The sequence below is a fragment of the Streptomyces echinatus genome (assembly GCF_014203595.1).
Classification (GTDB): domain Bacteria; phylum Actinomycetota; class Actinomycetes; order Streptomycetales; family Streptomycetaceae; genus Streptomyces; species Streptomyces echinatus.
In genome coordinates, this window is sequence record NZ_JACHJK010000013.1 from 191,634 (window position 1) to 214,631 (window position 22,998).

General features: G+C 73.1%; 16 protein-coding genes. 4 read left to right on the forward strand and 12 right to left on the reverse strand.

Translation table 11 applies throughout. The features are described from left to right. Nucleotides 1-706: 706 nt before the first annotated feature. The 3 genes from FHS34_RS31190 to FHS34_RS31200 form a co-directional block, all read right to left on the reverse strand. On the reverse strand, nt 707-1,699 hold the full coding sequence (locus tag FHS34_RS31190; RefSeq protein ID WP_184971638.1) for a sigma-70 family RNA polymerase sigma factor: 993 nt from the start codon (nt 1,697-1,699) through the stop codon (nt 707-709). Between the two features lie 74 nt (nt 1,700-1,773). Continuing rightward, complete coding sequence (locus tag FHS34_RS31195; protein WP_184971640.1) at nt 1,774-2,790, reverse strand: ketopantoate reductase family protein; 1,017 nt, start codon at nt 2,788-2,790, stop codon at nt 1,774-1,776. A 179-nt stretch (nt 2,791-2,969) separates the two neighbouring features. After that, a complete protein-coding gene (locus FHS34_RS31200) occupies nt 2,970-3,521 on the reverse strand; it encodes a DUF1697 domain-containing protein (protein ID WP_184971642.1) in 552 nt (183 codons plus the stop codon). A 413-nt stretch (nt 3,522-3,934) separates the two neighbouring features. On the opposite strand from FHS34_RS31200, the gene FHS34_RS31205 reads away from it, so the two are divergent. Next, entirely contained in the window at nt 3,935-6,184 is a 2,250-nt protein-coding gene (locus FHS34_RS31205; protein WP_184971644.1) for an MMPL family transporter, read from the forward strand. Between the two features lie 319 nt (nt 6,185-6,503). On the opposite strand, the gene mgt is transcribed toward FHS34_RS31205, so the two are convergent. The 4 genes from mgt to FHS34_RS31225 form a co-directional block, all read right to left on the reverse strand. Further along, nucleotides 6,504-7,718, reverse strand: coding sequence for a macrolide-inactivating glycosyltransferase (gene mgt, locus FHS34_RS31210; RefSeq protein ID WP_184971646.1), 1,215 nt, complete (start codon nt 7,716-7,718; stop codon nt 6,504-6,506). A gap of 78 nt (nt 7,719-7,796) precedes the next feature. Next, nucleotides 7,797-9,071: an ABC transporter substrate-binding protein gene (locus FHS34_RS31215; RefSeq protein ID WP_184971648.1), complete on the reverse strand. Its 1,275-nt coding sequence runs from the start codon at nt 9,069-9,071 to the stop codon at nt 7,797-7,799. Beyond that, entirely contained in the window at nt 9,071-9,904 is an 834-nt protein-coding gene (locus tag FHS34_RS31220) for a carbohydrate ABC transporter permease (RefSeq protein WP_184971650.1), read from the reverse strand. Before FHS34_RS31220 ends, FHS34_RS31215 begins: the two co-directional genes overlap by 1 nt. Then, nucleotides 9,901-10,872: a carbohydrate ABC transporter permease gene (locus tag FHS34_RS31225; protein WP_372478607.1), complete on the reverse strand. Its 972-nt coding sequence runs from the start codon at nt 10,870-10,872 to the stop codon at nt 9,901-9,903. Before FHS34_RS31225 ends, FHS34_RS31220 begins: the two co-directional genes overlap by 4 nt. Before the next feature lie 155 nt (nt 10,873-11,027). On the opposite strand from FHS34_RS31225, the gene FHS34_RS31230 reads away from it, so the two are divergent. After that, nucleotides 11,028-11,891, forward strand: a complete 864-nt coding sequence (locus FHS34_RS31230) for a phosphotransferase enzyme family protein (RefSeq protein ID WP_184971652.1) — start codon at nt 11,028-11,030, stop codon at nt 11,889-11,891. Nucleotides 11,892-12,031: 140 nt separating this feature from the next. Here the strand turns inward: FHS34_RS31230 and FHS34_RS31235 are convergent, their stop codons facing one another. The 4 genes from FHS34_RS31235 to FHS34_RS31250 form a co-directional block, all read right to left on the reverse strand. Next, nucleotides 12,032-12,757, reverse strand: coding sequence for a 3'-5' exonuclease (locus tag FHS34_RS31235; protein ID WP_184971654.1), 726 nt, complete (start codon nt 12,755-12,757; stop codon nt 12,032-12,034). A 102-nt stretch (nt 12,758-12,859) separates the two neighbouring features. Further along, entirely contained in the window at nt 12,860-14,098 is a 1,239-nt protein-coding gene (locus tag FHS34_RS31240) for a DUF5919 domain-containing protein (protein WP_184971656.1), read from the reverse strand. A 115-nt stretch (nt 14,099-14,213) separates the two neighbouring features. Beyond that, a complete protein-coding gene (locus FHS34_RS31245) occupies nt 14,214-15,557 on the reverse strand; it encodes a copper amine oxidase (protein WP_184971658.1) in 1,344 nt (447 codons plus the stop codon). A 53-nt stretch (nt 15,558-15,610) separates the two neighbouring features. Beyond that, a complete protein-coding gene (locus FHS34_RS31250) occupies nt 15,611-16,423 on the reverse strand; it encodes a Tat pathway signal sequence domain protein (RefSeq protein WP_184971660.1) in 813 nt (270 codons plus the stop codon). Between the two features lie 196 nt (nt 16,424-16,619). Between FHS34_RS31250 and glgX the strand changes: the two genes are divergently transcribed. After that, nucleotides 16,620-18,722, forward strand: coding sequence for a glycogen debranching protein GlgX (glgX, locus tag FHS34_RS31255; RefSeq protein ID WP_184971662.1), 2,103 nt, complete (start codon nt 16,620-16,622; stop codon nt 18,720-18,722). 118 nt (nt 18,723-18,840) lie between these two features. On the opposite strand, the gene FHS34_RS31260 is transcribed toward glgX, so the two are convergent. Next, entirely contained in the window at nt 18,841-20,118 is a 1,278-nt protein-coding gene (locus tag FHS34_RS31260) for an MFS transporter (RefSeq protein ID WP_184971664.1), read from the reverse strand. An 80-nt stretch (nt 20,119-20,198) separates the two neighbouring features. On the opposite strand from FHS34_RS31260, the gene treY reads away from it, so the two are divergent. Further along, the gene (gene treY, locus FHS34_RS31265) at nt 20,199-22,568 is read left to right on the forward strand and encodes a malto-oligosyltrehalose synthase (RefSeq protein ID WP_221509701.1); all 2,370 of its coding nucleotides are present in this window, start codon (nt 20,199-20,201) and stop codon (nt 22,566-22,568) included. Nucleotides 22,569-22,998: the final 430 nt, after the last annotated feature.

Genomic DNA, 22,998 nt, shown 5'->3' on the forward strand with positions numbered 1-22,998 from the left:
GGCCGGCGGCTCGAGTCCGGGCCGGAGGAGCCGTCGGATGGCTGGGGGATACGGCTTCGGGACGCCCTGCGGGGAGTTGCCCGACGGGCGCCGAAGTCACTGGGAGCGCTGACGTTACCGAGGCCGGGTGGCCGCCGGTGGCCGGCCGGTGCGGCCCGGCGGACCCGTTGTCCCCGGCGACGGACCGCGTAGAGCAGGCGGCTTCGCCGGCGAAGGGCAGGAGGGCCGAAAATCGCCACCCATCCGGGTGAGCGGTGTCCGTTGACCGCCGCCCGGATGCCGGTGCGGAGCGTACGGGCGGCCGCGTCGGCGGCGAGGCACGGCACGCGCGCCTCACGTACTGGTGTGCCCGTCGCCCTCATCCGTCCCCTCCGGCCGTCCGCGCGCTTCACCCTAGGGACGCCCCCGCGGAATCCGCGCGAGGTTCGGTGAGCCGGCCCGGCCGGGGAGGGTGGTGTGGTATCGGCCGCAGCGGTCCGGCGTTCCCCTGTGACGTCGGACCGCTGCGGCCTTTCCGTTCTGCGCCGGAGACGGCCCACGTGTCACACGGGAGGCGAAGTCGGAGTCCGGCAGGGGCGGTTATCGGCCATTCCCGTCGAAGAGGCGGGGACGTTCGGTCAACGCCCTGACGACAGCGGCGACTTCGGCAGTCCCGGTGCCGGTGACCGGGACCGTGTCGGTGCCGCTGGGCGTCATGGCCACGACCCTAGTGCGCCGGTGGTACGGAGTCCCGGTCCGGTCGGCGCCGCGATTCGTGGTCCGGTTCCCGCTCCTCACCCGGCCCGTGTCCGGTGTCCACGACGCCGATCTCGGTGCCGCGCAGGCGTTCCGGCTCCGCCATGATGTCGATCCGGGTGATCCGGTCGTCGGCGCCGAAGGCGAAGGCCAGCAGCACGCGCGGCCGCCCCGCCGGCGCCATGACCAGGCCGATCCGGCCGTCGAGCAGCGCGGGTCCGGTGAACCGGGCGCGGGCCACGGCCGCCATGGCGCCGCGCGCGACGGTCTCGGCCCCGTGGACGGTGATCGGTTCGGGCGTGGGCACGACCAGCGCGTCGGCGTGCAGCACCACGTCCGGAGCGAGCAGCGCGACCAGTGCCGTGAAGTCACCGCCGCGGGTCGCGGCCAGGAACGCCTCGACGGCCCGGTGACGACGGCCGGCGTCGGCGTCGGGCGCGGCGGGCCTGCCCTGCACCCGGCGGCGGGCGCGGCTGGCCAGCTGCCGGGTGGCGGCCGGGGTCTTCTCGATCAGCGGGGCGATGTCGTCGAAGGGCACCGCGAACATGTCGTGCAGCACGAAGGCGACCCGCTCGGCCGGGCTCAGCGTGTCGAGGACGACGAGCAGCGCCACGCCGACCTGGTCGGCCAGCAGCGCCTCGCGGGCGGGGTCACCGGACTCGGTGCCGGCCTCCGTCCGGGGCTCGTACCCCGTGTCGTAGGCGTCGAGGAACTCCTCGCGCCGGTTGCGGCGGGCGCGCAGCAGGTTCAGGCAGACCCGGGTCACCACGGTGGTCAGCCAGCCGGTGAGATTGACGACGGCCGTGATGTCCGCCTGCCGGGCGCGCAGCCAGGCCTCCTGCAGCGCGTCGTCGGCCTCGGCGGCCGAGCCGAGCAGCCGGTACGCCACGGCCGCGAGGTGCGGCCGGTCCGCCTCGAACCGTGCGGCCAGCCGTTGTCCCGCGTCGCTCGTGAAGTCGTCCATCGTGTCCCCCGTCGTGTGTGTGCTCGTGCTGTGCCCGGTGTCGGAGGTCTCCCGACGCCGGGGTGGGCGGAGGGTCAACCGCCCTGCCGTACGGCCTCGTCGGCCAGCCGGACCAGTTCGGCGACCGGCAGGGAGCCGGCTTCCCGGCGTTCGCGCGCGAACCGGTCGGCGAGGTGTTGCAGCAGTTCGTTCAGCGGGGTCGGGACCCCGTGCAGCCGGCCCAGCAGGACGATCTCGCCGTTGAGGTAGTCCGCCTCGATGGTGCCGGTGCCCCGGACGAGCGACTGCCAGGAGGAGCCGCCGCCGCGCGGGCTGCCGTCCAGCGGGACCAGGGTGACCTTGTCGCCGCGGGCCGCGCGTTCCTCCGCCGGGCCGGCGTACGGGATCCCGGCGGCGTCGAGTACGGCCTCGCCCTCGGCCCGTACCCGTGCGAGCAGGGCGAGGGCGTCGTCGCTCGCCACGGGTCCGCTGACCGCTTCGAGGGCGTTGCCGAGGTTCGCGAGCAGCTTGGCGTACTGCCAGCGGGCCACGTCGGGCACGACGGGCGCCTCGAAGCGCGCGTCGGCGAGGTCGGCGGCGATCCGGCGGGCGGTGTCGTCGGTGCCGTGCGGGACGCGGCCGAGGGTGAGGATGCCGGTGAGCGGGGCGCCGGCGGCGGAGACGACACCGGGTTCCACGAAGGCCGAGGGCAGCCAGACGCAGACGCCGTAGACGTGCCGGAAGCGGCGCAGCGCCAGCCGGCCGCTCTCCACGCCGTTCTGCAGACAGACGAGCGGCAGCCGTTCGGCCGCCGTGCCGCCGCCGGCGACGGGCACGTCGGCCCAGGTCTCCAGGGCGGCCACGGTGTCCTGGGTCTTCACGGCGAGGACGAGGACGTCGTCGGCGCGCAGCTCGCCGAGCGGGCCCGGCCCGTCGACGACGGGCAGCCGGTGCGTCAACTCGCCCTCGGGTACCCGCAGTCGGAGCCCGTGCTCGTGGAGGGCGGCCAGATGCCGGCCACGGGCGACCAGGACGACCTCACGGCCGGCCTGGGCCAGCCGACCGCCGACGGTGCCCCCGACCGCTCCGGCCCCGATCATGACGTAGCGCATGACGGAGAGCCTCGCACACCGCTCCTCGGTGCTCACGGGTCACCCCCCGCCCTCGGGGCAGGGCCCACGGCCGGCGCCTCCCCCGCGGCCACCGGACACCGACTTCCGTCATCACGACGGGGTTTGACCGCCCGCCGATCCGGCCGGCGGCGAAGACGTCACAACGTCAGCCCGGGCCGTCACGCTTCCGGAGCCGTCAGCTCGACCAGCTTGAGCACGGTGTTCCAGTTCCGGCTCGTGGCGATGAGCCCCTTGGTCGTCCGGGGCCGGGCCAGCGCCTCGGCGAGCTTGGAGCGGCCGACTCCGTCCGGGGCGTACAGGTACAGGCAACGGTCCCCGAGCCGGAACTCCTCCGGGAGGTGGGCGGCCTGGTCGATCTCCGCGAACCGGTCGGGGGTGACGGGCGCGGAGAAGTAGGTGACGTGCAGTTGCTTCGGCGCCAGGCCGGCGGCCGGGAACGGGCAGGCCTCGGCGACCTTCCTCAGGTACGCGTGGTCGCGCACGAGCACGTCCACGCTGAAGCCGAAGCGCTCCTCGATCGCCGCGGCCAGCTCCGCCGCCAGGGACTCCTCGTCGCCGTGGCCGGCGGTGAAGACGGCCTGGCCGCTCTGGAGATGGGTGCGGACACCGGTGTGGCCGAGGCCGGTCACGAGTGTGCGCAGTTCGGCCATGGGGAGCTTCTTGCTGCCGCCGACGTTGATTCCGCGCAGCAGCGCCGCATAGGTGGTCATCCGGCCACCCTAGAGCGGCCGTCGTGCCCCGTGGGGGCGGGCACGACGGCCGCGCCCGCACCGTGGCGGGCTGCGCGAAACTCTGGCCGATGGGCCCGGCCCGGAGCAACCTCTACACGCGCCTGTGACTTGTTCAACAAAGTTTCGTAATGACAAAGCGGATCTCTGTCGGTCGGAACGGACACCGGCGTTCCGGGTCCCGGCCCGCCCCGCGCCCCTCCCCCTGAGGCGCACCCCCGAGAAGCGGCGATAGGTGTAAGGGGCCACTGTCCTCCCCGGCGATGATCCGGGCGCCGCGCACTTCACCGGTCAGTACGACGAGATGCCCTTGTCCGGCACCTACCGTCGAATGCGAACAAGCGCGGACGTGGCGGCAGGGGGCCGCCACCGCACACGAGGGGGGCACGCCCGTCATGGGGAACACAGAGGTGCGGGTGCGAGGGCTGGCCGCACGCGCCGGCGGCTGGAGCGCCCGGCACCGCTGGGCGGCCGTCGGTATATGGGTGCTGTTCGTCGTCCTGGCCATGGGGCTGGGCTCGGCCGCGGGCCGGGCGGACGTGAACGAGGGCGACCAGCTCAAGGGCGAGACGCACACCGCCGCCAAGATCATCGACGACGCGGGCATCGAGGAGCCGGCCTCGGAGACCGTCCTGGTCCAGTCGGAGGACGGCGCCGTCAAGGCCACCGGCACGGAGTTCCGCGCGGCCGTCGCCGAGGTCGTCAAGGCCGTCGAGGGCACCGGGAAGGTCACCGCGGTCACCTCGCCGTACGACACGCACACCATCTCCCGGGACGGCCGCAGCGCGCTGGTCCAGTTCGAGCTGCGCGGTGACGCGGAGACCGCCGCCGACCGGATCGAGCCGGTGCTGGACGCCGTCGCCGGGGTGCAGAAGAAGCACGACTCGCTGCGGATCGAGGAGATCGGCGGCGCCAGCATGCAGAAGCAGTACAAGGACGCCTTCGGGGACGACTTCCAGAAGGCCGAGTACTCGGCGGTGCCGGTGGCGCTCGGCATCCTGCTGATCGCGTTCGGCGCGCTGGTGGCCGCGCTGCTGCCGGTGGCCCTCGCGATCACCGCGATCATGGCGACGATGGGCCTGATGGGCCTGGTCAGCCACCTCCAGCCGATGAGCGACACCGCCAACTCCGTGATGCTGCTGGTCGGTATGGCCGTCGGCGTCGACTACTGCCTGTTCTACCTGCGCCGCGAGCGCGAGGAACGGGCCGCCGGACGGGACGCGGGCACGGCCCTCAGGATCGCCGCCGCCACCAGTGGCCGGGCGATCGTCGTCTCCGGTGTCACGGTGTGCGTGGCGATGGCGGGCATGCTGTTCACCGGCCTCGCCGAGTTCGAGGCGATGGGTCTGGCCTCGCTGATGGTCGTGGCGGTCGCGATGGTCGGTTCGGTGACCGTGCTCCCCGCCCTGCTCTCGCTGCTCGGTGAGCGGGTCGAGAAGGGCCGCCTCCCGTTCCTGGGGCGCAGGCGCCGCAAGCAGGGCGCGGACTCGGACAGCCGGTTCTGGACGGCCGTGCTGCGGGGCGTGCTGGCCAAGCCGCTGGTCTCGGTCGTCGTGGCGTCCGGCGCGCTGCTGGCCATCGCCGCCCCCGCCCTCGGCATGAAGACCCAGCAGCTCACCCTGGACCAGGAGTTCGGCGACTCGCTGCCCATCGTGCAGACGTACGACCACCTCAACGACGCCTTCCCGGGCGGCAGCGAGCCGGCCCAGGTCGTCGTCAAGGCCAAGGACATCGACGCCCCCGGGGTCCGTCGGGCACTGGCCGGCTTCAAGAAGGAGGCGGTCGCCTCGGGCGCCTCGCGCGGCCCGGTCGACATCAAACTGTACGAAGCGCAGGACGTCGCCCTGGTCTCCGTGCCGCTGGTCGGCGGCTCCGACCTGGACGAGGCGACGAAGAGCCTGCAGAAGCTGCGTGACGAGGTCCGGCCGGCCACGCTCGGCAAGGTCGAGGGCGTCCAGGCGCCGGTCACCGGTCAGGTCGCGGGCAACCACGACTTCAACGACCAGCTGATGGGCTCGGTCCTCCCGGTCTTCGCCTTCGTGGTCGTCTTCGCCTTCCTGCTGATGCTGCTGTCGTTCCGCTCGCTGACGGTCGCGATCACGTCGATCGTGCTCAACCTGCTGTCGGTGGCCGCCGCCTACGGCATCCTCGTCGCCGTCTTCCAGCACGGCTGGGGTGCCTCGCTGGTGGGCGCGGAGGGGGTGGGCGCGATCGTCACCTGGCTGCCGCTGTTCCTCTTCGTGATCCTGTTCGGACTGTCCATGGACTACCACGTGTTCGTGGTCTCCCGGATCCGTGAGGCCCGGATGCGCGGACGCACGACGAAGGATGCGATCCGGCACGGCGTGGTCACCACCGCCGGCGTCGTCACCAGCGCCGCGGTCATCATGGTCGCCGTGTTCGCCATCTTCGGCACGCTGTCCATGCAGTCGATGAAGCAGATGGGCGTCGGCCTGGCCGCGGCGGTGCTCATCGACGCGACCATCATCCGCGGGGTGCTGCTGCCGGCGGTGATGGCGCTGCTCGGCGAGCGCAACTGGTACCTGCCGAAGTGGCTGCACCGGCTGCCCGACCTGACGCACGACGAGGCGCCGGAGCCGGCCGCGACGCCGCTGCCGGAGCGCGGCGAGCGACTGCCCGTATGATTCCGGCCGTCGGCCGAGGGCCCGTCGGCTCCCTGCGGGGAACCGGCGGGCCCTCGGCGCGTTCGCGTCGTACGGGAACGTGCCTCCGACGGCCCTAGGGGGTTTCGTTTGGATCAGGTCGGATCAGGCCGCGGCGTCCGGTGATGGGGGTACCTCCCACGCCGTTCAGGCAGTGGGGGAGCATCGCAAGGCGGAGGACCATCCGCGTACTGGGCGTACTCGGGTGGTCCGACAACGCGGCGTGGGGGTACCCCCGGCCGAAGGCTGGGGGAGTGCCGGGCCGGGCGTCGCGGACCCGGGCTGATCCAAACGAAGCCCCCTAACTCCGGTCGCGGCCCGGCAGTTCGGCCTCGATGAGGTCGGCCGCCCGCCGGGTGCCGCCCTCCTGGGCCATCCCCGTCTGGATCTCCTTGAGCCGGCGGGCCACATCGGGGTCGTCCACCAGGGCGAGGGCGGCCTCGCGGAGGCGGCCCTCGGTGGCCTCCTCGGTGGGCAGGTGCCGGGCGACGCCGAGCGCCTGGAGCACATCGGCGTTGCCGAACTGATCCGCGGCCTGCGGTACGGCGATCATCGGCGTCGCGGTGGCCAGGCCCTCCTGGCTGCCGCCGGCCCCCGCGTGCGTGACGAACAGGTCGGCCTGCCGCAGGATCGCCAGCTGCGGCACCCAGTTGCGCACCTCGACGTCGTCCGGCACCTCGCCCAGATCGGCGCGGGTCACGTGTTGGCCGACCTGCAGCACCGTGTGCCAGCCGGGCAGGTCCCCGAAGGCGCGCACACAGGCGCGGTAGAAGGCGGGCTGCTTGGTGAAGGCCGAGCCGAGCGAGACCAGCACGACCTTCTCGGCACCGGCGGGCCGCTGCCAGTCCCCCTGGTCCGCGCGGTCGCCCTGGCAGGCGCCGACGAAGGTGTGGACGCGTTCGTCCACCCGGTCGGCGTTCGGCTGGAGTGCCTTCGGGATGAGCACCAGGGAGCGCTCCGGGCGGCCGGCGAAGGGGTCCGGGTGCTGGGTGATGCCGTTCTCCGCGAGCCATGCCGCGAACCGGGCGTAGTAGGCCCGGCCGCGCTCGGTCCGCTTCGGCTCCCGCCACATGGGCTCGGCGACCTCCTCCTCGTAGCCCTCCCAGGCGACGAGGTTCGGGGAGAGGGAGACCGCCGGGACGCCCCAGCGGTGGGCCAGGACCCGGGCGGGGTAGGAGGCGATGTCGTGCAGGACGAGGTCCGGCGTGTCGTCGGCGTAGGCCGCGATGAGCTGGGGCAGCGCCTGGATCGCGTCCTCCAGGAACGGCTCCACGTTGTCCAGCAGGGTGTTCCCCCAGGCCTCCGGGTCGGCGTCGGGTCCCGGCAGGACCGAGGTGTAGGGCACGGGCCGGGCCCCGGTGGCCGCCACCTTGTCCGCGAAGACGGGCGGGACGGCGTACGTGACCCGGTGCCCCCGGGCGACGAGTTCCCGGATCACTTCCAGGCTGGGGTTCACATGGCCGTGGGCGGCGATGGAGAACATGGCGATATGGGCAGGCCGGGTCGCGGGGTTCATGACGCCGAGGTTAGACGAGACGATACGTATCGTCTAATTAATTGACCGGTGTCCGGCGCCGTCGCGGCGCGACACCGCTCAGCGCTGGTAGCGGGCCAGGACGAGATTGCCGTCCCGTTCGAGGCGTCCGCGCAGTTCGGGGAGACCGATCGCGCCGCTGTAGTACTCCTGGTAGGCCGGGGTGGCCACCTTGTCCTTCCATTCCGGGTAGCCGCGCACCGACTGCGCGGGCGCCGGGCGCAGCCGGGAGGCGAGTGCGGTGCCGGTGGCCCAGCCGTTCCCGGCGGCGTGCAGGGCCGGGTCCTTCAGGGCCTGGGTGCCGGTGGGCAGCATCCAGTCGCCGAGGGCGAGGCGGACCATGTTCTCCGGCCGGAGCAGGAAGTCGATGAACGCGACGGCCTCCTTCTTGTGCGGACAGTCGGCGGAGACCGACAGCGTCTGCGGGCTGACGCCCTGGGTGAGCCCCTCGGCGCCCGCCGGGGCCGGCAGCACCTGCCAGTGGAAGCCCTCGGGGGCCTGCTGCGCGATCTGCTGGCGATAGGAGAAGCCCAGCGGGACCATGGCGTACCGGCCGGCGAAGAAGCCGGGCAGGGTGTCCGAGCCACCGCTGCCGAGCGTCGAGGCGGGGGCGCTGTGGTCGACGGCGACCTGGTCGTGGACGGTGCGGGGCACCACCGCGTCGCCCTCGGTGAAGCGCACGGTGACCTTGCCGTCCGCGCCCCGGTGGAAGAGCCGGCCGCCCGCCGACAGGGACAGGTTCAGCGTGGCGGAGACGGGCTCCTTCAGCGGCCAGGCCACCCCGTACCTCCCGGGCCCGCTGAGCCGCTTGGCGACCTCCCGGAACTCCGCCCAGCTCCACGGGTGCCGGGGGGTCGGTACGCGCACCTTCGCCGCGCGCAGCAGGTCCGCGTTCGCGATCAGCACCCGGGGCTCCTGGAGGAACGGCACGCCGTAGACGCCGTGCCCGAAGGTGGCCGTCCGCCAGCTGCCGGGCGGGATGTCGGACCTGAGCCGGGCGGGCAGCAGGCCGGTCAGGTCGGCGAGGTAGCCGCCGTAGGCGAAGTCGGCGAGGTCGTCGGAGGCGTCGTGGACGACGTCCGGGGCCTCACCGCCCTCGAAGGAGGTGAGCAGCTGGTCGTGCACGCTGTCCCAGCTTCCCTGCACGTACTCGACCTTGACGTCCGGGTGGCCGGCGTTCCATTCCCGCACCAGCTCCTTGTTGGCGGCGACGGACTCCTGCTGCCAGGCCAGGGACTGGAAGCGCAGGGTGACCGGGCCGCCGTCGCGGTGGCCGGGTGACGAGCAGCCCGCGAGGAGCAGCAGTACCGCGAGCACCTTGGCGAGGGTCCGCATCAGCTCTTCACCGCCCCGGCGACCAGGCCGCCCGTGATCCGCCGCTGGACCAGTGCGAAGACGGCCACGGAGGGCAGGGTGGCGAGGAACGCGGCCGCGGCCAGCGGGCCGAGGTCGGCCACGCCCTCGGCTCCGATGAAGTGGGTGAGGACGACCGGGAGGGTCTGTCTGTCCGGGCTCTTGAGCAGCACCAGCGCGAAGAAGAACTCGTTCCACGCGGTGACGAAGGCGAACAGGGCCGTCGCCGCGATGCCGGGGGCGAGCAGCGGCGCCGTCACCGACACGAGGGTCCTCAGGCGTCCGGCCCCGTCGACGGCCGCCGCCTCCTCCAGCTCGGCCGGCACCGCCCGGACATGACCGGTGAGCATCCACAACGCGAACGGCAGCGCCCACACGACGTACACCAGCACCAGTCCGAGCAGGGAGTCGATCAGCCGCAGGTTCTTCAGCACCAGGAACAGCGGGATGATCACCAGAACGAAGGGGAACGCCTGGCTGACCACCACCCAGCCGGTGGCGGCCCGGGCGAGCCGGCCGCGGTGCCGGGCCATGACGTAGGCCATCGGGGTGGCGAGCGCCACGGCGACGACGGCGGTGCCGAGCGCCACCAGCAGGGAGTTGAGGGCGGCCTGGGCCAGCGGCTGTTCGTCGAAGGCCTGCCGGACGTTGGCCAGGGTGGGGTGGCGCGGGATCCAGTCCGGGTGCAGGCTGCCCAGCTCGCGCGGGGACTTGAGCGCGGTGGACAGCAGCCACAGGAGCGGGAAGACCAGGAAGAGCAGATAGGCGAGCAGCGCGGCGTACTGGCCGGCGCGGACCGTGCGGCGGGTCCTCATGCCTCGTCACCGCCCCGCAGCCGGCCGGCCAGGAACACCGCGAGCAGGACCGAGACCACCGCGACGAGCACGCAGCCCATCGCCGCCGCGTAGCCGAACTGGCCGTAGCGGAAGGCCTCCTCGTAGGCGAAGAGCATCGGCAGCCGGGTCTTTCCGCCGGGTCCGCCGCTCGTGAGCACATAGACGAGGGCGAAGGAGTTGAGGTTCCAGATGAGGTTGAGCGCGGTGATGGAGAGGGCCACCGGTCTGAGCGCGGGCCAGGTGACCGTGCGGAAGCGGCGCCAGGCACCGGCGCCGTCGACCGCGGCCGCCTCGTGAAGTTCGCGCGGGACGTTCTGCAGGCCGGCGAGCAGGGCGACGGTGGTCTGTGGCAGGCCCGCCCAGACGCCGACGACGATCACCGCGGGCAGCGCGGTGGCCAGGCCGCTCAGCCAGTCCCGTCCGTCGCCGAGGCCGAGGTCGCGCAGGGTCTCGTTGAGGACGCCCGCGTCCGGGTTGTAGACGAGCCGCCACATGATGCCGACGACGACCTCGGGCATCGCCCAGGGCACGATCGCGAGGGCCCGGGCCAGGCCGCGCAGCCTCAGGTCCTGGTCGAGCAGGAGGGCCAGGCCGAGCGCGAGCAGGAACTGGGGCACGGTCACGCCGACCGCCCAGACCAGTCCGATCCGGAACGACTCCCAGAACAGGGTGTCGTGCAGGAGGTCCTGGAAGTTGAGGGCGCCGGTCCAGCGGGTGGCGGCCGTCCGGCCGGACTGGGCGTCGGTGAAGGCCAGCAGGATGCCGTAGAGCAGCGGGCCGACGCTGAGCACGAGGATCGGGACGAGGGCGGGCAGGACGAGGAACCAGGCACCGCGATCGGCGATCCGGCGCCCGGCCGGTCGTCGCGGCCCGGCCGATGACGGCCGTGCTCCGGCCACTGCTGTCACGGAATCAGCCCCTTTGCCTGCTCCGGTTGGCGTGTTCATGGTCGTAAAGGGCCGGTGCCCCGTCAAGGGACCGCGCACGGCGGCCGACCTGTACGAATGCGAGACTGGCCGCACGGGGTCCAAGCCCGGCTCCGGCGGCGGGTCCGCGGACGGCGCTTGAAGACGGCACGGGAAGACGGCACGGAGGCACGACGATGGACGAGGCACGCGCGCGGGACGTACTGGCCGCGGCGGAGGTGCTGCCCGGACCGGCCGGTGAGGCGCGGCTCCTGGCCCTCGGCGAGAACGCGGTGTTCGCCGCCGGTGAGCTGGTGGTGAAGGTGGGCCGGGACGCCGAGCTGCTGGCGCGGGCCGAGCGCGAGCTGGCCATCGCCGGATGGCTGGCCGAGGCGGACGTACCGGCGGTGCGGGCGGCCGAACCGAAGCCGCGGCTGGTCGAGGGGCACCCGGTGACCGTGTGGCACCGGCTGCCCGACCCGGTACGTCCGGCCGAACCGCGGGACCTGGCGCGGTTGCTGCGGATCGTGCACGCGCTCCCCTCTCCCCCCTTCGCCCTGCCGCCCCGGGAACTGCTGGGCGGTGTGGAACGCTGGCTGCGGCTCGCGGGCGACGCGATCGACCCGGCGGACGCGGCCTATCTCCGTGAGCGGCGCGACGGCTTCGCCGCCCGGGCGGCGGCGCTGACGCCGCGTCTGACGCCGGGACCGATCCATGGCGACGCGCTGCCCCGCAATGTGCACATCGGGCCGGACGGGCCGGTCCTGGTCGACCTGGAGACCTTCTCCGCCGACCTGCGCGAGCACGATCTGGTGGTGATGGCCCTCTCCCGCGACCGGTACGGGCTGCCGGCCGAGGCGTACGCGTCCTTCACCGAGGCGTACGGCTGGGACGTCCGGGAGTGGGAGGGCTGTGCGGTGCTGCGGGGCGCCCGGGAGACGGCCAGCTGCGCATGGGTGGGCCAGCACGCGCCGAGCAACCCGAAGGCGCTGGCGGAGTTCGGCCGCCGGGTGGCGTCGCTGCGGGACGGCGACGAGGAGGTGCGGTGGTACCCGTTCTGAGGGTTTCCCGTCCACACGGTCGCCACCAGGAACGACCCGCGGTGCACGCGCCCACGGCCGGAATCGGCCCGGAGTTCACGCGGCCACGGCCGGGAGCGGACCGTGGTTCGCGCGGGCTCGGCCGACGACGGCCGCCCGTGTCACGCGGGCTGATTCTCGGTCAGCCCCCGCAGGGGCCACACGCCGTCCACCACCGCCTCGGCATCCCCCTTGCGCCTCAGGAACGCCTGGAAGTCCGCCGCCCACTCGGCGTACCACCGGATCTGCCGCTGATGAAGCTCCGCCGGACCCAGGGACGCGATCTTGGGGTGGCGCTCGGCTATCGCGGACGCGAGCCGCGCGGCGGCGAGGGCGTCGGCGGTGGCGTTGTGGGCCGCGTCGAGGACTATGCCGTACTCGGCGCAGACCGCCTCCAGGTTCCGCTTGCCGCGGCGGTAGCGGTCCACCCGGCGGTCGATGGTGTACGGGTCGATGACCGGGGCCGGGTGGGCGCCGCCCAGCCGGTCGGAGAGGGACGGCAGGCCGTACCGGCGCAGTTCCGCGGAGAGCAGGGTGAGGTCGAAGGCCGCGTTGTAGGCGACGACCGGGACACCCGCCGTCCAGTAGGACGCCAGGACGCCGGCGATGGCGTCGGCCACCTGGTCGGCCGGGCGGCCCTCGGCCGCCGCGCGTTCGTTGCTGATGCCGTGGACCGCGACCGCGCCGGCCGGGATCTCCACGCCCGGATCGGCCAGCCACTCCCGGCGCCCCATGGGCTCACCGGCCCTGACCTCGATCACGGCACCCGTGACGATGCGCGCCTCCCGCGGATCGGTCCCGGTCGTCTCCAGGTCGAAGCCGATCAGCAGCTCCCGGTGCCAGCCCATGGGCGGCCCCCCTTCTTGGTGGTGCTTTCCCCCAGTGGCCTCCACCATCGCACGCGGCACTGACAATCCGACGAGGGCATTCCGCTTCCCGGTGCCGACCGTTCAGGACACCGGGCGCGAATCCACCCAGGCCAGCTCGAATTCCTCACGGTATGTCGGGAAGAGCCCGGCTTCCCCCACATCGTCCGACTTGACCAGGCGGCTGCCGTTGCGCAGCACCAGGACCGGCGACTCCATCCCCCGCGCCCCGCGCAGATAGGACTGCACGACGGCGATCCCGTCGGAGCCGTCGCCGTCCACCAGATAGGCGGTGAAGCGGGGCGTCTCGTCGTACACCTGGATCTCAAAGGCGCCCGGGTCGCGCAGCCGGGACCGCACCCGGCGCATGTGCAGGATGTTCATCTCGACCGAACGGCTCAGTTCGCCCCGTTTCATCCCGAGTTCGCGCTCGCGGCGCTTCACCGAGCTGGAGGCCGGGTTGAGGAAGAGCAGCCGGACCCGGCAGCCGGACTCGGCGAGCCGGACCAGACGGCGGCCGGAGAAGTTCTGCACCAGCAGGTTGAGTCCGATGCCGATGGCGTCGAGGCGGCGGGCGCCGCCGAAGATGTCCTCGGCCGGGAACTGGCGCATGAGACGCACCCGGTCGGCGTGGACGGCGACGACGTCGGCGTACCGGTCGCCGACCAGGTCCTCGACCGCGTCGACGGGCAGTCGGCGCGCCGAGGGCACGTCACCGCCGGCGCCGAGCATCTCCAGCAGCCTGGCGGAGGCCCGCTCGGCCTGGCCGAGCACCGCCTGCGACAGGGCCCGGTTGCGGGAGACGACGTTGCGGGTCACCTCCAGCTCGTCCAGGGCGAGTTCGAGGTCCCGGCGCTCGTCGAAGTACGGTTCGAAGCAGGGCCAGTGCTGCACCACCAGCTCGCGCAGCTGGGGCAGGGTGAGGAAGCTGAGCACGTTGTCGTCGGCCGGGTCGAGCAAGTAGCCCTTGCGGCGGCTGACTTCGCGGACGGCGACCGCGCGCTGCACCCACTCCTGCCCGGCCGGGCCGGCCGCGGCCACCACCCACTCGTCGCCGTGCACGGGTTCGTAGATGGGCCGCAGCACGGCGGCCACGACCGCGCGCAGCCGCTGTTCGACGAGATTCAGCCAGATATAGGCCCGGCCGGCCCGCTGGGCGCGGGTGTGCACCTCGCGCCAGGCGTCGGCGTCCCAGTCCAGCTCCGGACCGATGGAACCCGCGTCCATCGGCCGGGCCAGGGACACCGCGCCGGGCGGGACGTCTGTGGAGTTCCCCTCGTGACCGTCGTCACCAGGAGGCAGCTCCAGCCCTCCCGAGCCCACCCGTGCACCGCCTTCCGCCCCCCGGGCCGTTCCCGTCTCAACGATCAAGGAAGGGTACTCCGCAAGCGGTCGGCGGTGCAGCCGGATGGACAGGTCGGTTTCCCGACCTCTCGGCTCAACTACGCCATTCCCAGTGCCCGTTCTGCCATGCAAGGTCCTTGGGAGTGAGCGGATTCATAGCGGTGACGTCCCGGGGGGCGATGGAGAAGCCCTGCCAGTGCACGGGCATGGGCTGCTGGTCCTCGTCCCGGGCGATGTGGTGGAAGCCCACGTTCACCCAGACCACGGGGTGGGTGAGGGTCTGGCCGCCCACCCACTTGTCCACGGAGTTCGGGTGGCCGCCGGTGCAGGTCGGGTTGTAGCTGGCGAACAGCTCGCACTTGTCGTACTCGGTCACGTACAGGTCGTGCTTGGTGAAGCTGCGGCCCGGGTACTTGGTGGTGGGCCCGGGGACCAGCTCGTACGAACGGGCGTGCCCGTCCTTGTTCTTGCCTGCCGCGCTGACCATCCGCCACCAGCGGTAGGTCTTGTAGTCGCCCGCGAACTCCTTGGCGACCTTGGTGCGGGTGGTCTTCGCGGTCGGGCCCTCCTGCCGTCCGGCGGGGGCGCTGACCGTCGAGTCGTACTGCTCGACCCTCCCCTTGGACGAGCCGTCGAGGCCGAAGTCGAGCCGCCAGAAGACGTTGTGGCTGTGGCTGGTGGCGTAGTCCCTGGCACCCTTGCCGATGGGCCAGCCGCGGCCGTCCTGGGCGTTGTAGTCGTCCCAGGAGAGGCTGCCGGTCGCGCCGATGTTCATGTTGACGGTGCCGTCGTCCTGGAAGCGCCACTCGGTGATGTACTCGTACCAGCCGACCTGGTTGACCGTGTAGACCAGCAGGTCCTTGCCCTGCTGCTGGTACACCTTGTCCGACTGGAAGTCGTGCATGCGGTAGGCGTGGCCCCGCGAACGGGTGGTGGTGCACAGGCCCTTGACGTTCGGGTGGCTCGGGTCCCCGTCCGGGACCTTGACGGACTTGATGGTGCCGCCGGGGCACTCGGCGGGCTGCAGCTCCTGCAGTTCCTGGGCGAAGTTCTGGCCCGTCAGGTCGTAGTACTCGTGCTTGCCGTCGTCGTAGGGGACGTGGATCTGACCGAGCCTGGCGCTGTTCAGGACCTTGATCGGCTTGGTCTCGCCCTTGGGCTGGTAGGAGACGTTCTCCAGGACGAGGCCGGCCTTGCTGTCGTAGCGCCAGCACATCCGCCAGGTCGTGCCGGAGGTCAGCTTCTGCTCGATCTTGTACGCGGCGCTGCAGCCGGGGGCCGGCGCGGGGGCGGTCCGCGGTCCGGCCGCGGCCGGACCCGCGGCGGTGGTCACGCCGGCGGCCAGCGCGGCCAGGGAGAGTCCGACGACCGCGGTCTTGCGGGCGGCGCGGCCGACGGCTCGCGGCCGGGCGCCGCCGGGAAGGTTCTTTTCGGGCATGAAGAGATGACTCCTTGCCGGAGGTACGGATGTGGAAGGCGGGCGGCGGCCGGTCAGCCGCGGTCGAGGGCGGCGGCCTTGCGGGTGCTGAGGTCGATCACCAGGTCCCTGGTGTCGATCCACGGTCCGCTGCGGACCTTGGAGAACAGCCGCACGCACCGGTGGACTCCGCAGTCGTCGAGCACCGCGGGCTGGGCGCCCGGAGCGGCCTGGTAGATCCCGCCGGTCAGCTCCAGCTGGTCCGGCGAGGTGAGTTCCTTGCCGGTGGCGTCCTTGTAGTCCGCCTTCAGGCCCGCGCCCAGCGGGGCGGCGATCAGGATCCGGGCCGCCTCGGCGTTCTCCGCGCGGCTCGGCGGCGGCTGGACGCCGCGCTGGGTGCCCGTCCGCTCGACCTTCCCCGTGCTCAGGTTGACGGTCTTGGTGACGAGTGTGTCGTTCCGGTAGTCGTAGAAGGTCACGTCGGCCCGGCGCGGCGCGTCCGGGTCGTCCGCCTCGGCGGCCTCGGGTTCGGCGAGGTCGACGCTCAGCCGCTGCGGTCCGCGGTCTCCCTCGACGTCCCGGCCCGTGACCGACAACTGCCCGGCCGCGGCGATCTTCTCGACCCGCAGCGCCTCGTCGCCGGTGAGCGGGTCGCGGCCCGTGCCCTGTTTCTCCTCGGCGGGTGCCTCCTCCACGACGCCGGGCGGTGCCGCGTCCTGTCCCGGTCCGGCCTGCCCCGCGGCCCGTGTTCCGCCGGCCGCCCCTCCGGTCTCGTCCGCGCCCGCCGTGCCCGGCAGCGTGACCGCGACCATGGCGGCCGTCGCCGCTGCCGCGATGGCCGCGCCGGTCAGCACTTTGCCCAGATGGCGGTGGACTGTGTCACGCACATCTTCCCCCTACTCCCCCTGCTCCCCGGGAGTACGTTCTGCCCCACTGGTTCGGCGCACGGCGGGTACCAGAACCGCCGTGCGCACCGGTCGGTGGGTAAGAGGCACGTAAGGCAGGGGAGGTTGCGTCACTTTCGGACAAGACTCGGGGCCGACGCGGCCCCCGGCGCACGGCACACCTGGGAGAGTCGTATCCATGCAGGTCTGGCCTGGAGAGGCGTATCCGCTCGGCGCCACCTATGACGGCGCCGGCACCAACTTCGCGGTCTTCACGGAGGCCGCGGACCGAGTAGAGCTGTGTCTGCTGCACGACGACGGCTCGGAGACGGCGGTGGAACTGCGCGAGAGCGACGCGTTCGTGCGGCACGCGTACCTGCCGGGGGTGATGCCGGGACAGCGGTACGGGTTCCGGGTGCACGGCCCGTACGACCCCGGCCGCGGACTGCGCTGCAACTCGGCGAAGCTGCTGCTGGACCCGTACGCGAAGGCGGTCAGCGGGCAGGTCCGGTGGGGCGAGGAAGTGTACGGCTACCACTTCGGCGCGCCCGAGCGGCGCAACGACCTGGACTCGGCGCCGCACACCATGACCTCCGTGGTGATCAACCCGTACTTCGACTGGGGCGACGACCGTCCGCCGCGCACCGACTACCACCACACGGTGATCTACGAGGCCCACGTCAAGGGCCTGACCATGTGTCACCCGGAGCTGCCCGAGGAGCTGCGCGGCACCTACGCGGGGCTCGCCCATCCGGCCGTCATCGAACACCTGACCAAGCTCGGGGTGACGGCGCTGGAGCTGATGCCCGTGCACCAGTTCGTCAACGACCACCGGCTGGTCGACATGGGCCTGAACAACTACTGGGGCTACAACACGATCGGCTTCTTCGCCCCGCACAACGCGTACGCCTCCTGGGGCGACCGCGGCCAGCAGGTGCTGGAGTTCAAGTCGGCGGTCCGGGCGCTGCACGAGGCCGGCATCGAGGTCATCCTGGACGTCGTCTACAACCACACGGCGGAGGGCAACCACCTCGGCCCGACGCTGTCCTTCAAGGGCATCGACAACCCGTCGTACTACCGGCTCACCGACGATCCGCGCTACTACATGGACACCACGGGCACCGGCAACTCGCTGCTCATGCGGTCCCCGCACGTGCTCCAGCTGATCATGGACTCGCTGCGGTACTGGGTCACCGAGATGCACGTCGACGGCTTCCGCTTCGACCTCGCGGCCACCCTGGCCCGGCAGTTCCACGAGGTGGACCGGCTGTCGTCGTTCTTCGACCTGGTGCAGCAGGACCCGGTGGTCTCCCAGGTGAAGCTGATCGCTGAGCCCTGGGACGTCGGCGAGGGCGGCTACCAGGTGGGCAACTTCCCGCCGCTGTGGACCGAGTGGAACGGCAAGTACCGCGACACGGTCCGGGACCTGTGGCGGGGCGAGCCGCGCGCGCTCGCGGAGTTCGCCTCCCGGCTGACCGGCTCCTCCGACCTCTACCAGGACGACGGCCGCCGGCCGCTCGCCTCCATCAACTTCGTCACCTGCCACGACGGCTTCACGCTGCACGACCTCGTCGCGTACAACGACAAGCGCAACACGGCCAACGGGGAGGACAACCGGGACGGCGAGAGCCACAACCGGTCCTGGAACTGCGGGGCGGAGGGCGAGAGCGACGACCCGGAGGTGCTGCGGCTGCGCGCCCGTCAGATGCGGAACTTCGTCGCCACGCTGATGCTGTCCCAGGGCGTGCCGATGATCAGTCACGGCGACGAGTTCGCGCGCACCCAGCGCGGCAACAACAACGCCTATTGCCAGGACAACGAACTGTCGTGGATCCGGTGGTCCGAAGGCGACAGTGAGCTGCTGGAGTTCACGCGCGCGATGGTGTGGCTGCGGCGCGACCACCCCGTCTTCCGCCGGCGCCGCTTCTTCCACGGCCGTCCGGTGGAGGGCACCCATGACGAGCTGTCCGACATCGCCTGGTTCACTCCGGAGGGTGGCGAGATGACCGACTGGAACTCCGCACAGGTCTCGGCGCTGACGGTGTTCCTGAACGGCAACGCCATCTCCGAGCCCGGTCCGCGCGGGGAGCGCATGTCCGACGACTCCTTCCTGCTGATGTTCAACGCCTCGCCCGAACCGCTGGACTTCGTGGTGCCGGTCGACCACGGCCGGCAGTGGCAGGTGGTCGTCGACACGGCCCGTGCGGAGGGGGTGCCGCCGGGGACGGGCGCGAAGGTCGACGCGGGCGACCGGCTCACCCTGCCGGACCGCAGCCTGACCGTGCTGCAGCGCCCGGCGTGACGCGGGGACGGCCGCCCCGCCGGGAGCACGCGCGGCCACGGCGGGGCCGGCCCCGGGGTCTGTCGTCCGGATAGGGCCTCTCGGCCTGATCGGGCCGGCCCGATCAGGCCGAGAGGCCCTATCCGGGCCGGCCGTCGGGCACGCGCGCGTGGTGGGCGCGTTCGAGGTGGTCCCGGTATGGCGTGGGGCGCACGGTCAGGGCGAGGGCGAAGGCGAGTCCGGCCACCGTGCTCGCCGCCGCGAAGGCCGCCACGGGGCCGTGGGACTCGGCGAGGCGTCCGCAGACGGCGACCGCCAGGGCCTGGCCGCCGACGACGGCGCTGGTGGCCGCCCCCATCGTCTCGGCCAGCCGGGACGGCGCGACCGCCCGCTCCAGCAGGCCGAACACGGTGATCAGGTGCGGGGCGTAGGCGCTGCCGAGGACAGTGACGACGGCGTACAGGCCGGTGAGACCGGTCGTGCCGAGCAGGGGCAGCGACAGCGCGAGGGCGGCTCCGGTCGCCAGCCGCCAGCGCGTGCGGGCGCCGACGCGGTCCGGTACGGCGGCCATGGCGAACCCCGCCACGGCGCTCATCACCCCCATCGCGGCATACACGAGCCCGGCCTGGTCCTCCTGCCCCAGCCGGGCGGTGAGCGCCGCGATGCCGGCCTGGCAGGCGCCGAACATCGCGCCCTGCAGCGCCGGCGCGGTGAGCAGGGCGGGCACGCACCGCGGCATGGGGGGCCGGGCCCGGGCCGGGCCGGGCTCTTCCCGCACGGGTGCGGCCAGGCGGGCCGTGGGGTGCAGGGCGAAGGCGCTGCCGCAGACCGCCACCAGCACCGCCGCGGCGCCCATGGCGTAGGCCGGATGGGCGAGTACCGCGGCCAGGCCGACGAGGGCCGGGCCGAGGACGAAGGACAGTTCGTCCAGGCTGCTCTCGAAGGAGAGCGCTACGCCGACCGTCTCCTCGGGGGCGCCCGCGCGGCGGGCGAGGGCGACCAGGCGGGTGCGCGCCAGCGCGCCGACGAGCGGCACGGTGGCCCCCGCGGCGGCGCCCAGGAAGGCCAGGGCGGGCGCCGGCAGCCCGGCGAGCGCGCCGGTGACGAGCGCGGCCACGGCGAGGGCGTTGGCGAGCGAGAAGGCGAGCACCACCGTCCGCTGGCCGTACCGGTCCGCGAGCCGCCCCACCAGCGGCCCGCACACCACCTGTCCGAGCGCGAGCGCGCCGCCGGTCAGACCGGCCGTGCCGAGGGAGCCGCTCGTGCGGGCGACGAGCAGCACGCTGCCGAACTCGATGGTGGCCGTCGGCAACCGCCCCAGGAACGACACGCACGGCAGCAGCGGCCCGGTCAGGCCGATCACCTGCCGGTAGGTGTCCCCCGTGCGCGGCCGGCCCGGCTTCCCCGTCGTCCCCATCGCTCGAACGTAGACACGCGTGTGCGATCCGGGCAGGTGTGGATGACACGAAAGACGGTGAGCGGGGTACGTAGGTTCCCATGACTTCTGCGCGATCCGGACCGGGGGTGCCCACGGCCACCTACCGGCTGCAGCTCCAGCCCGCGTTCCCGTTCGCCGCCGCCGAAGCGGCCGTACCGTACCTGGCGTCGCTCGGCGTCTCGCATCTGCACCTGTCCCCGGTCCTGGAGGCCGTACCGGGCTCCGCGCACGGCTACGACGTGGTGGACCACTCGCGCGTGCGCGGGGAACTCGGCGGTGAGGAGGGGCTGCGCGCGCTCGCGCGCACCGCCCGGGAGCACGGTCTCGGCCTCGTGGTGGACCTCGTGCCGAACCACATGGCGCTGGCGCCCCGGCACAACGCGGCCCTGTGGGAGGTGCTGCGCGAGGGCCCCGGGTCGCCGTACGCGCGCTGGTTCGACATCGACTGGGAGGCGCAGGGCGGCCGGATCCTGCTGCCGGTCCTCGGCGGCCCGATCGGCTCGGAGCGGGCCCACCTGGTGGTCGACGGCGATGTGCTGCGCTACCACGACCACGCCTTCCCGCTCCGCGCGGGCACCGGGCACCTGCCGCTGCCGGAACTGCTGGACGCCCAGTGGTACCGCCCGGTGTGGTGGCGGCTGGCCCGCACCGAGCTGAACTACCGGCGGTTCTTCAGCATCTCGGAGCTGATCGGGGTGCGGGTGGAGGATCCCGCGGTGTTCGACGCCACCCACGGCACGATCCTGCGGCTGCTGGCGGACGGCGTGATCGACGGGCTGCGCATCGACCATCCGGACGGCCTCGCCGACCCCGACGGCTATCTCGCGCGGCTGCACGAGGCGACCGGCGGGCGCTGGACGGTGGTGGAGAAGATCCTCGCCGACGGCGAGCGGCTGCCGGCCTCCTGGCCCGTCGCGGGCACCACGGGGTACGACGCCCTGCGGCACGTCGACGGCCTGTTCACGGACCGGACGGGGGCGTACGAACTGCTGGGGAGGTACCGGGCGTTCGCCGCGCCGCAGACGGACCGGGGCGGCAACTGGGAGGCCACGGTCCGGCGGGCCGCGTACAAGGTGCTCACCCACGAGCTGGCCACCGAGACCGACCGGCTCACCCGGGTGGCCGCCCGGCTGTGCGCCGCCTCGCCCGACCTCTCGCTGCGCGACCGGGCGCCCTGGGCGCTGCGGACGGCCGTGGAGGAGCTGCTGGTCCGGATGCGGGTCTACCGGCCGTACGCGTCCGGTGACGCCTCGGCCGTGATCACCGAGGAGGCGGCCGCGGAGGCCCGGCTGGCCTTCGTGGTGCCGCAGGAGGCCGAGGCCGTCGGCATCGTGCGCCGGCTGCTGATCGAGCCGCCCGGCGACGCGTCGGCGCCGGACCACGCCGACCGGGTGGAGTTCCGCACCCGGTTCGCGCAGACCGCGTCGGCGCTGCGGGCCAAGTCGGTGGAGGACACGGCGTTCTACCGCTATGTGCCGCTGCTGTCGGCGGCCGAGGTGGGCGGCGACCCGGGCAGCCCCGGCGTGTTCCCGGAGGACTTCCACGCGTACTGCGCGCGTGTGCAGCGCGACTGGCCGCTCACCGGCACGGTCGTCACCACGCACGACACCAAGCGCAGCGCCGATGTGCGGGCCGCGCTGGGCGTGCTCACCGAGTGCCCGGACGCCTGGACGAAGCTGCTCGCCGAGGTGACCCTGGCCGAGGAGGGTGTGCCGGACGGGCAGCTGGCCTGGGCGGCCTGGCAGACGGTGTTCGGCCTGGGGGCGGCGGAGGAGGAACGTGTCCGGGGAGCACTGCTGAAGCATGTGCGCGAGGCGGGCATGTACACCAGCTGGACGGAGCAGGAGCCGCCGTACGAGGAGGCGGTGGCGGCCTTCGTCGCCGCCGGGCCGTGCGGGCCGCCGGGCGAGCGCGTGGCCGCGTTCCGCAAGGCCCTGGAGCCGCACGTGCGGGCCAACGTCCTCGGTACCGCGCTGGTCCATCTGACGATGCCGGGGGTGCCGGACGTGTACCAGGGCACGGAGGGTGAGTACCGGGCGCTGGTGGACCCGGACAACCGGCGTCCTGTGGCGTTCCCGCCCGAGACGCCCGGCGAGAAGGACGCCCTGACGGTGGCGGCGCTGCGGCTGCGCGCCCGGCGCCCGGAGGCCTTCGGCGCGGAGGCGTCGTACGAGCCGCTGCACGCCGAGGGGCCGGCGGCCGGGCACTGCCTGGCGTTCGCGCGCTCGGCCGAGGTGGTCACGGCGGTGACCCGGCTGTCGCTGCGGCTGGCGGAGGCGGGCGGCTGGCGGGAGACGCGGCTGACGCTGCCGCCGGGCCGCTGGACGGACGCGCTCGCCCCGGAACGGGAGTTCGCCGGCCATGTGCCCGTGGCGGACCTCTTCGACCGGCAGCCGGCGGTGCTGCTGGAGCGGCTCGCGGACGACTGAGGAGACGGGCCGCCCACCGCCCGCGCCGAGGCGGCGGGTAGGCGCGGGTCGGTGGTGCCGCGCTCGTGCACCGCGTGGAGGCCGGTGCGGGCGGGACAGGGCCGTGTGCGGGCGCGGCGGGGAGGCCGCAGGCGGGTGCGGTGGTGCCGGGTCCGTGCAGCGCGTGGAGGCCGGTGCGGAGGGGACGGCTCCGTGTGCGGGCGCGGCGGGGAGGCCTCAGGCGGGTGCGGTGGTGCCGGGTCCGTCGGTCGCGCCGAGGTCGTGGGGGGGGCGGTGGTGCCGTGAGCGTGGACGGTGGGGAGTCCGGTCCGGGCGTGGTGGTGGCGGCTCTCGGGGGACGCGGACCGCATCAGCAGTGTGTCTGTGGCACGCAGTGGCCCGGGCGGCCGCGGGGCCTTGCGTCCGGGCGCCCCCGGGAGCCTCCCCCGCC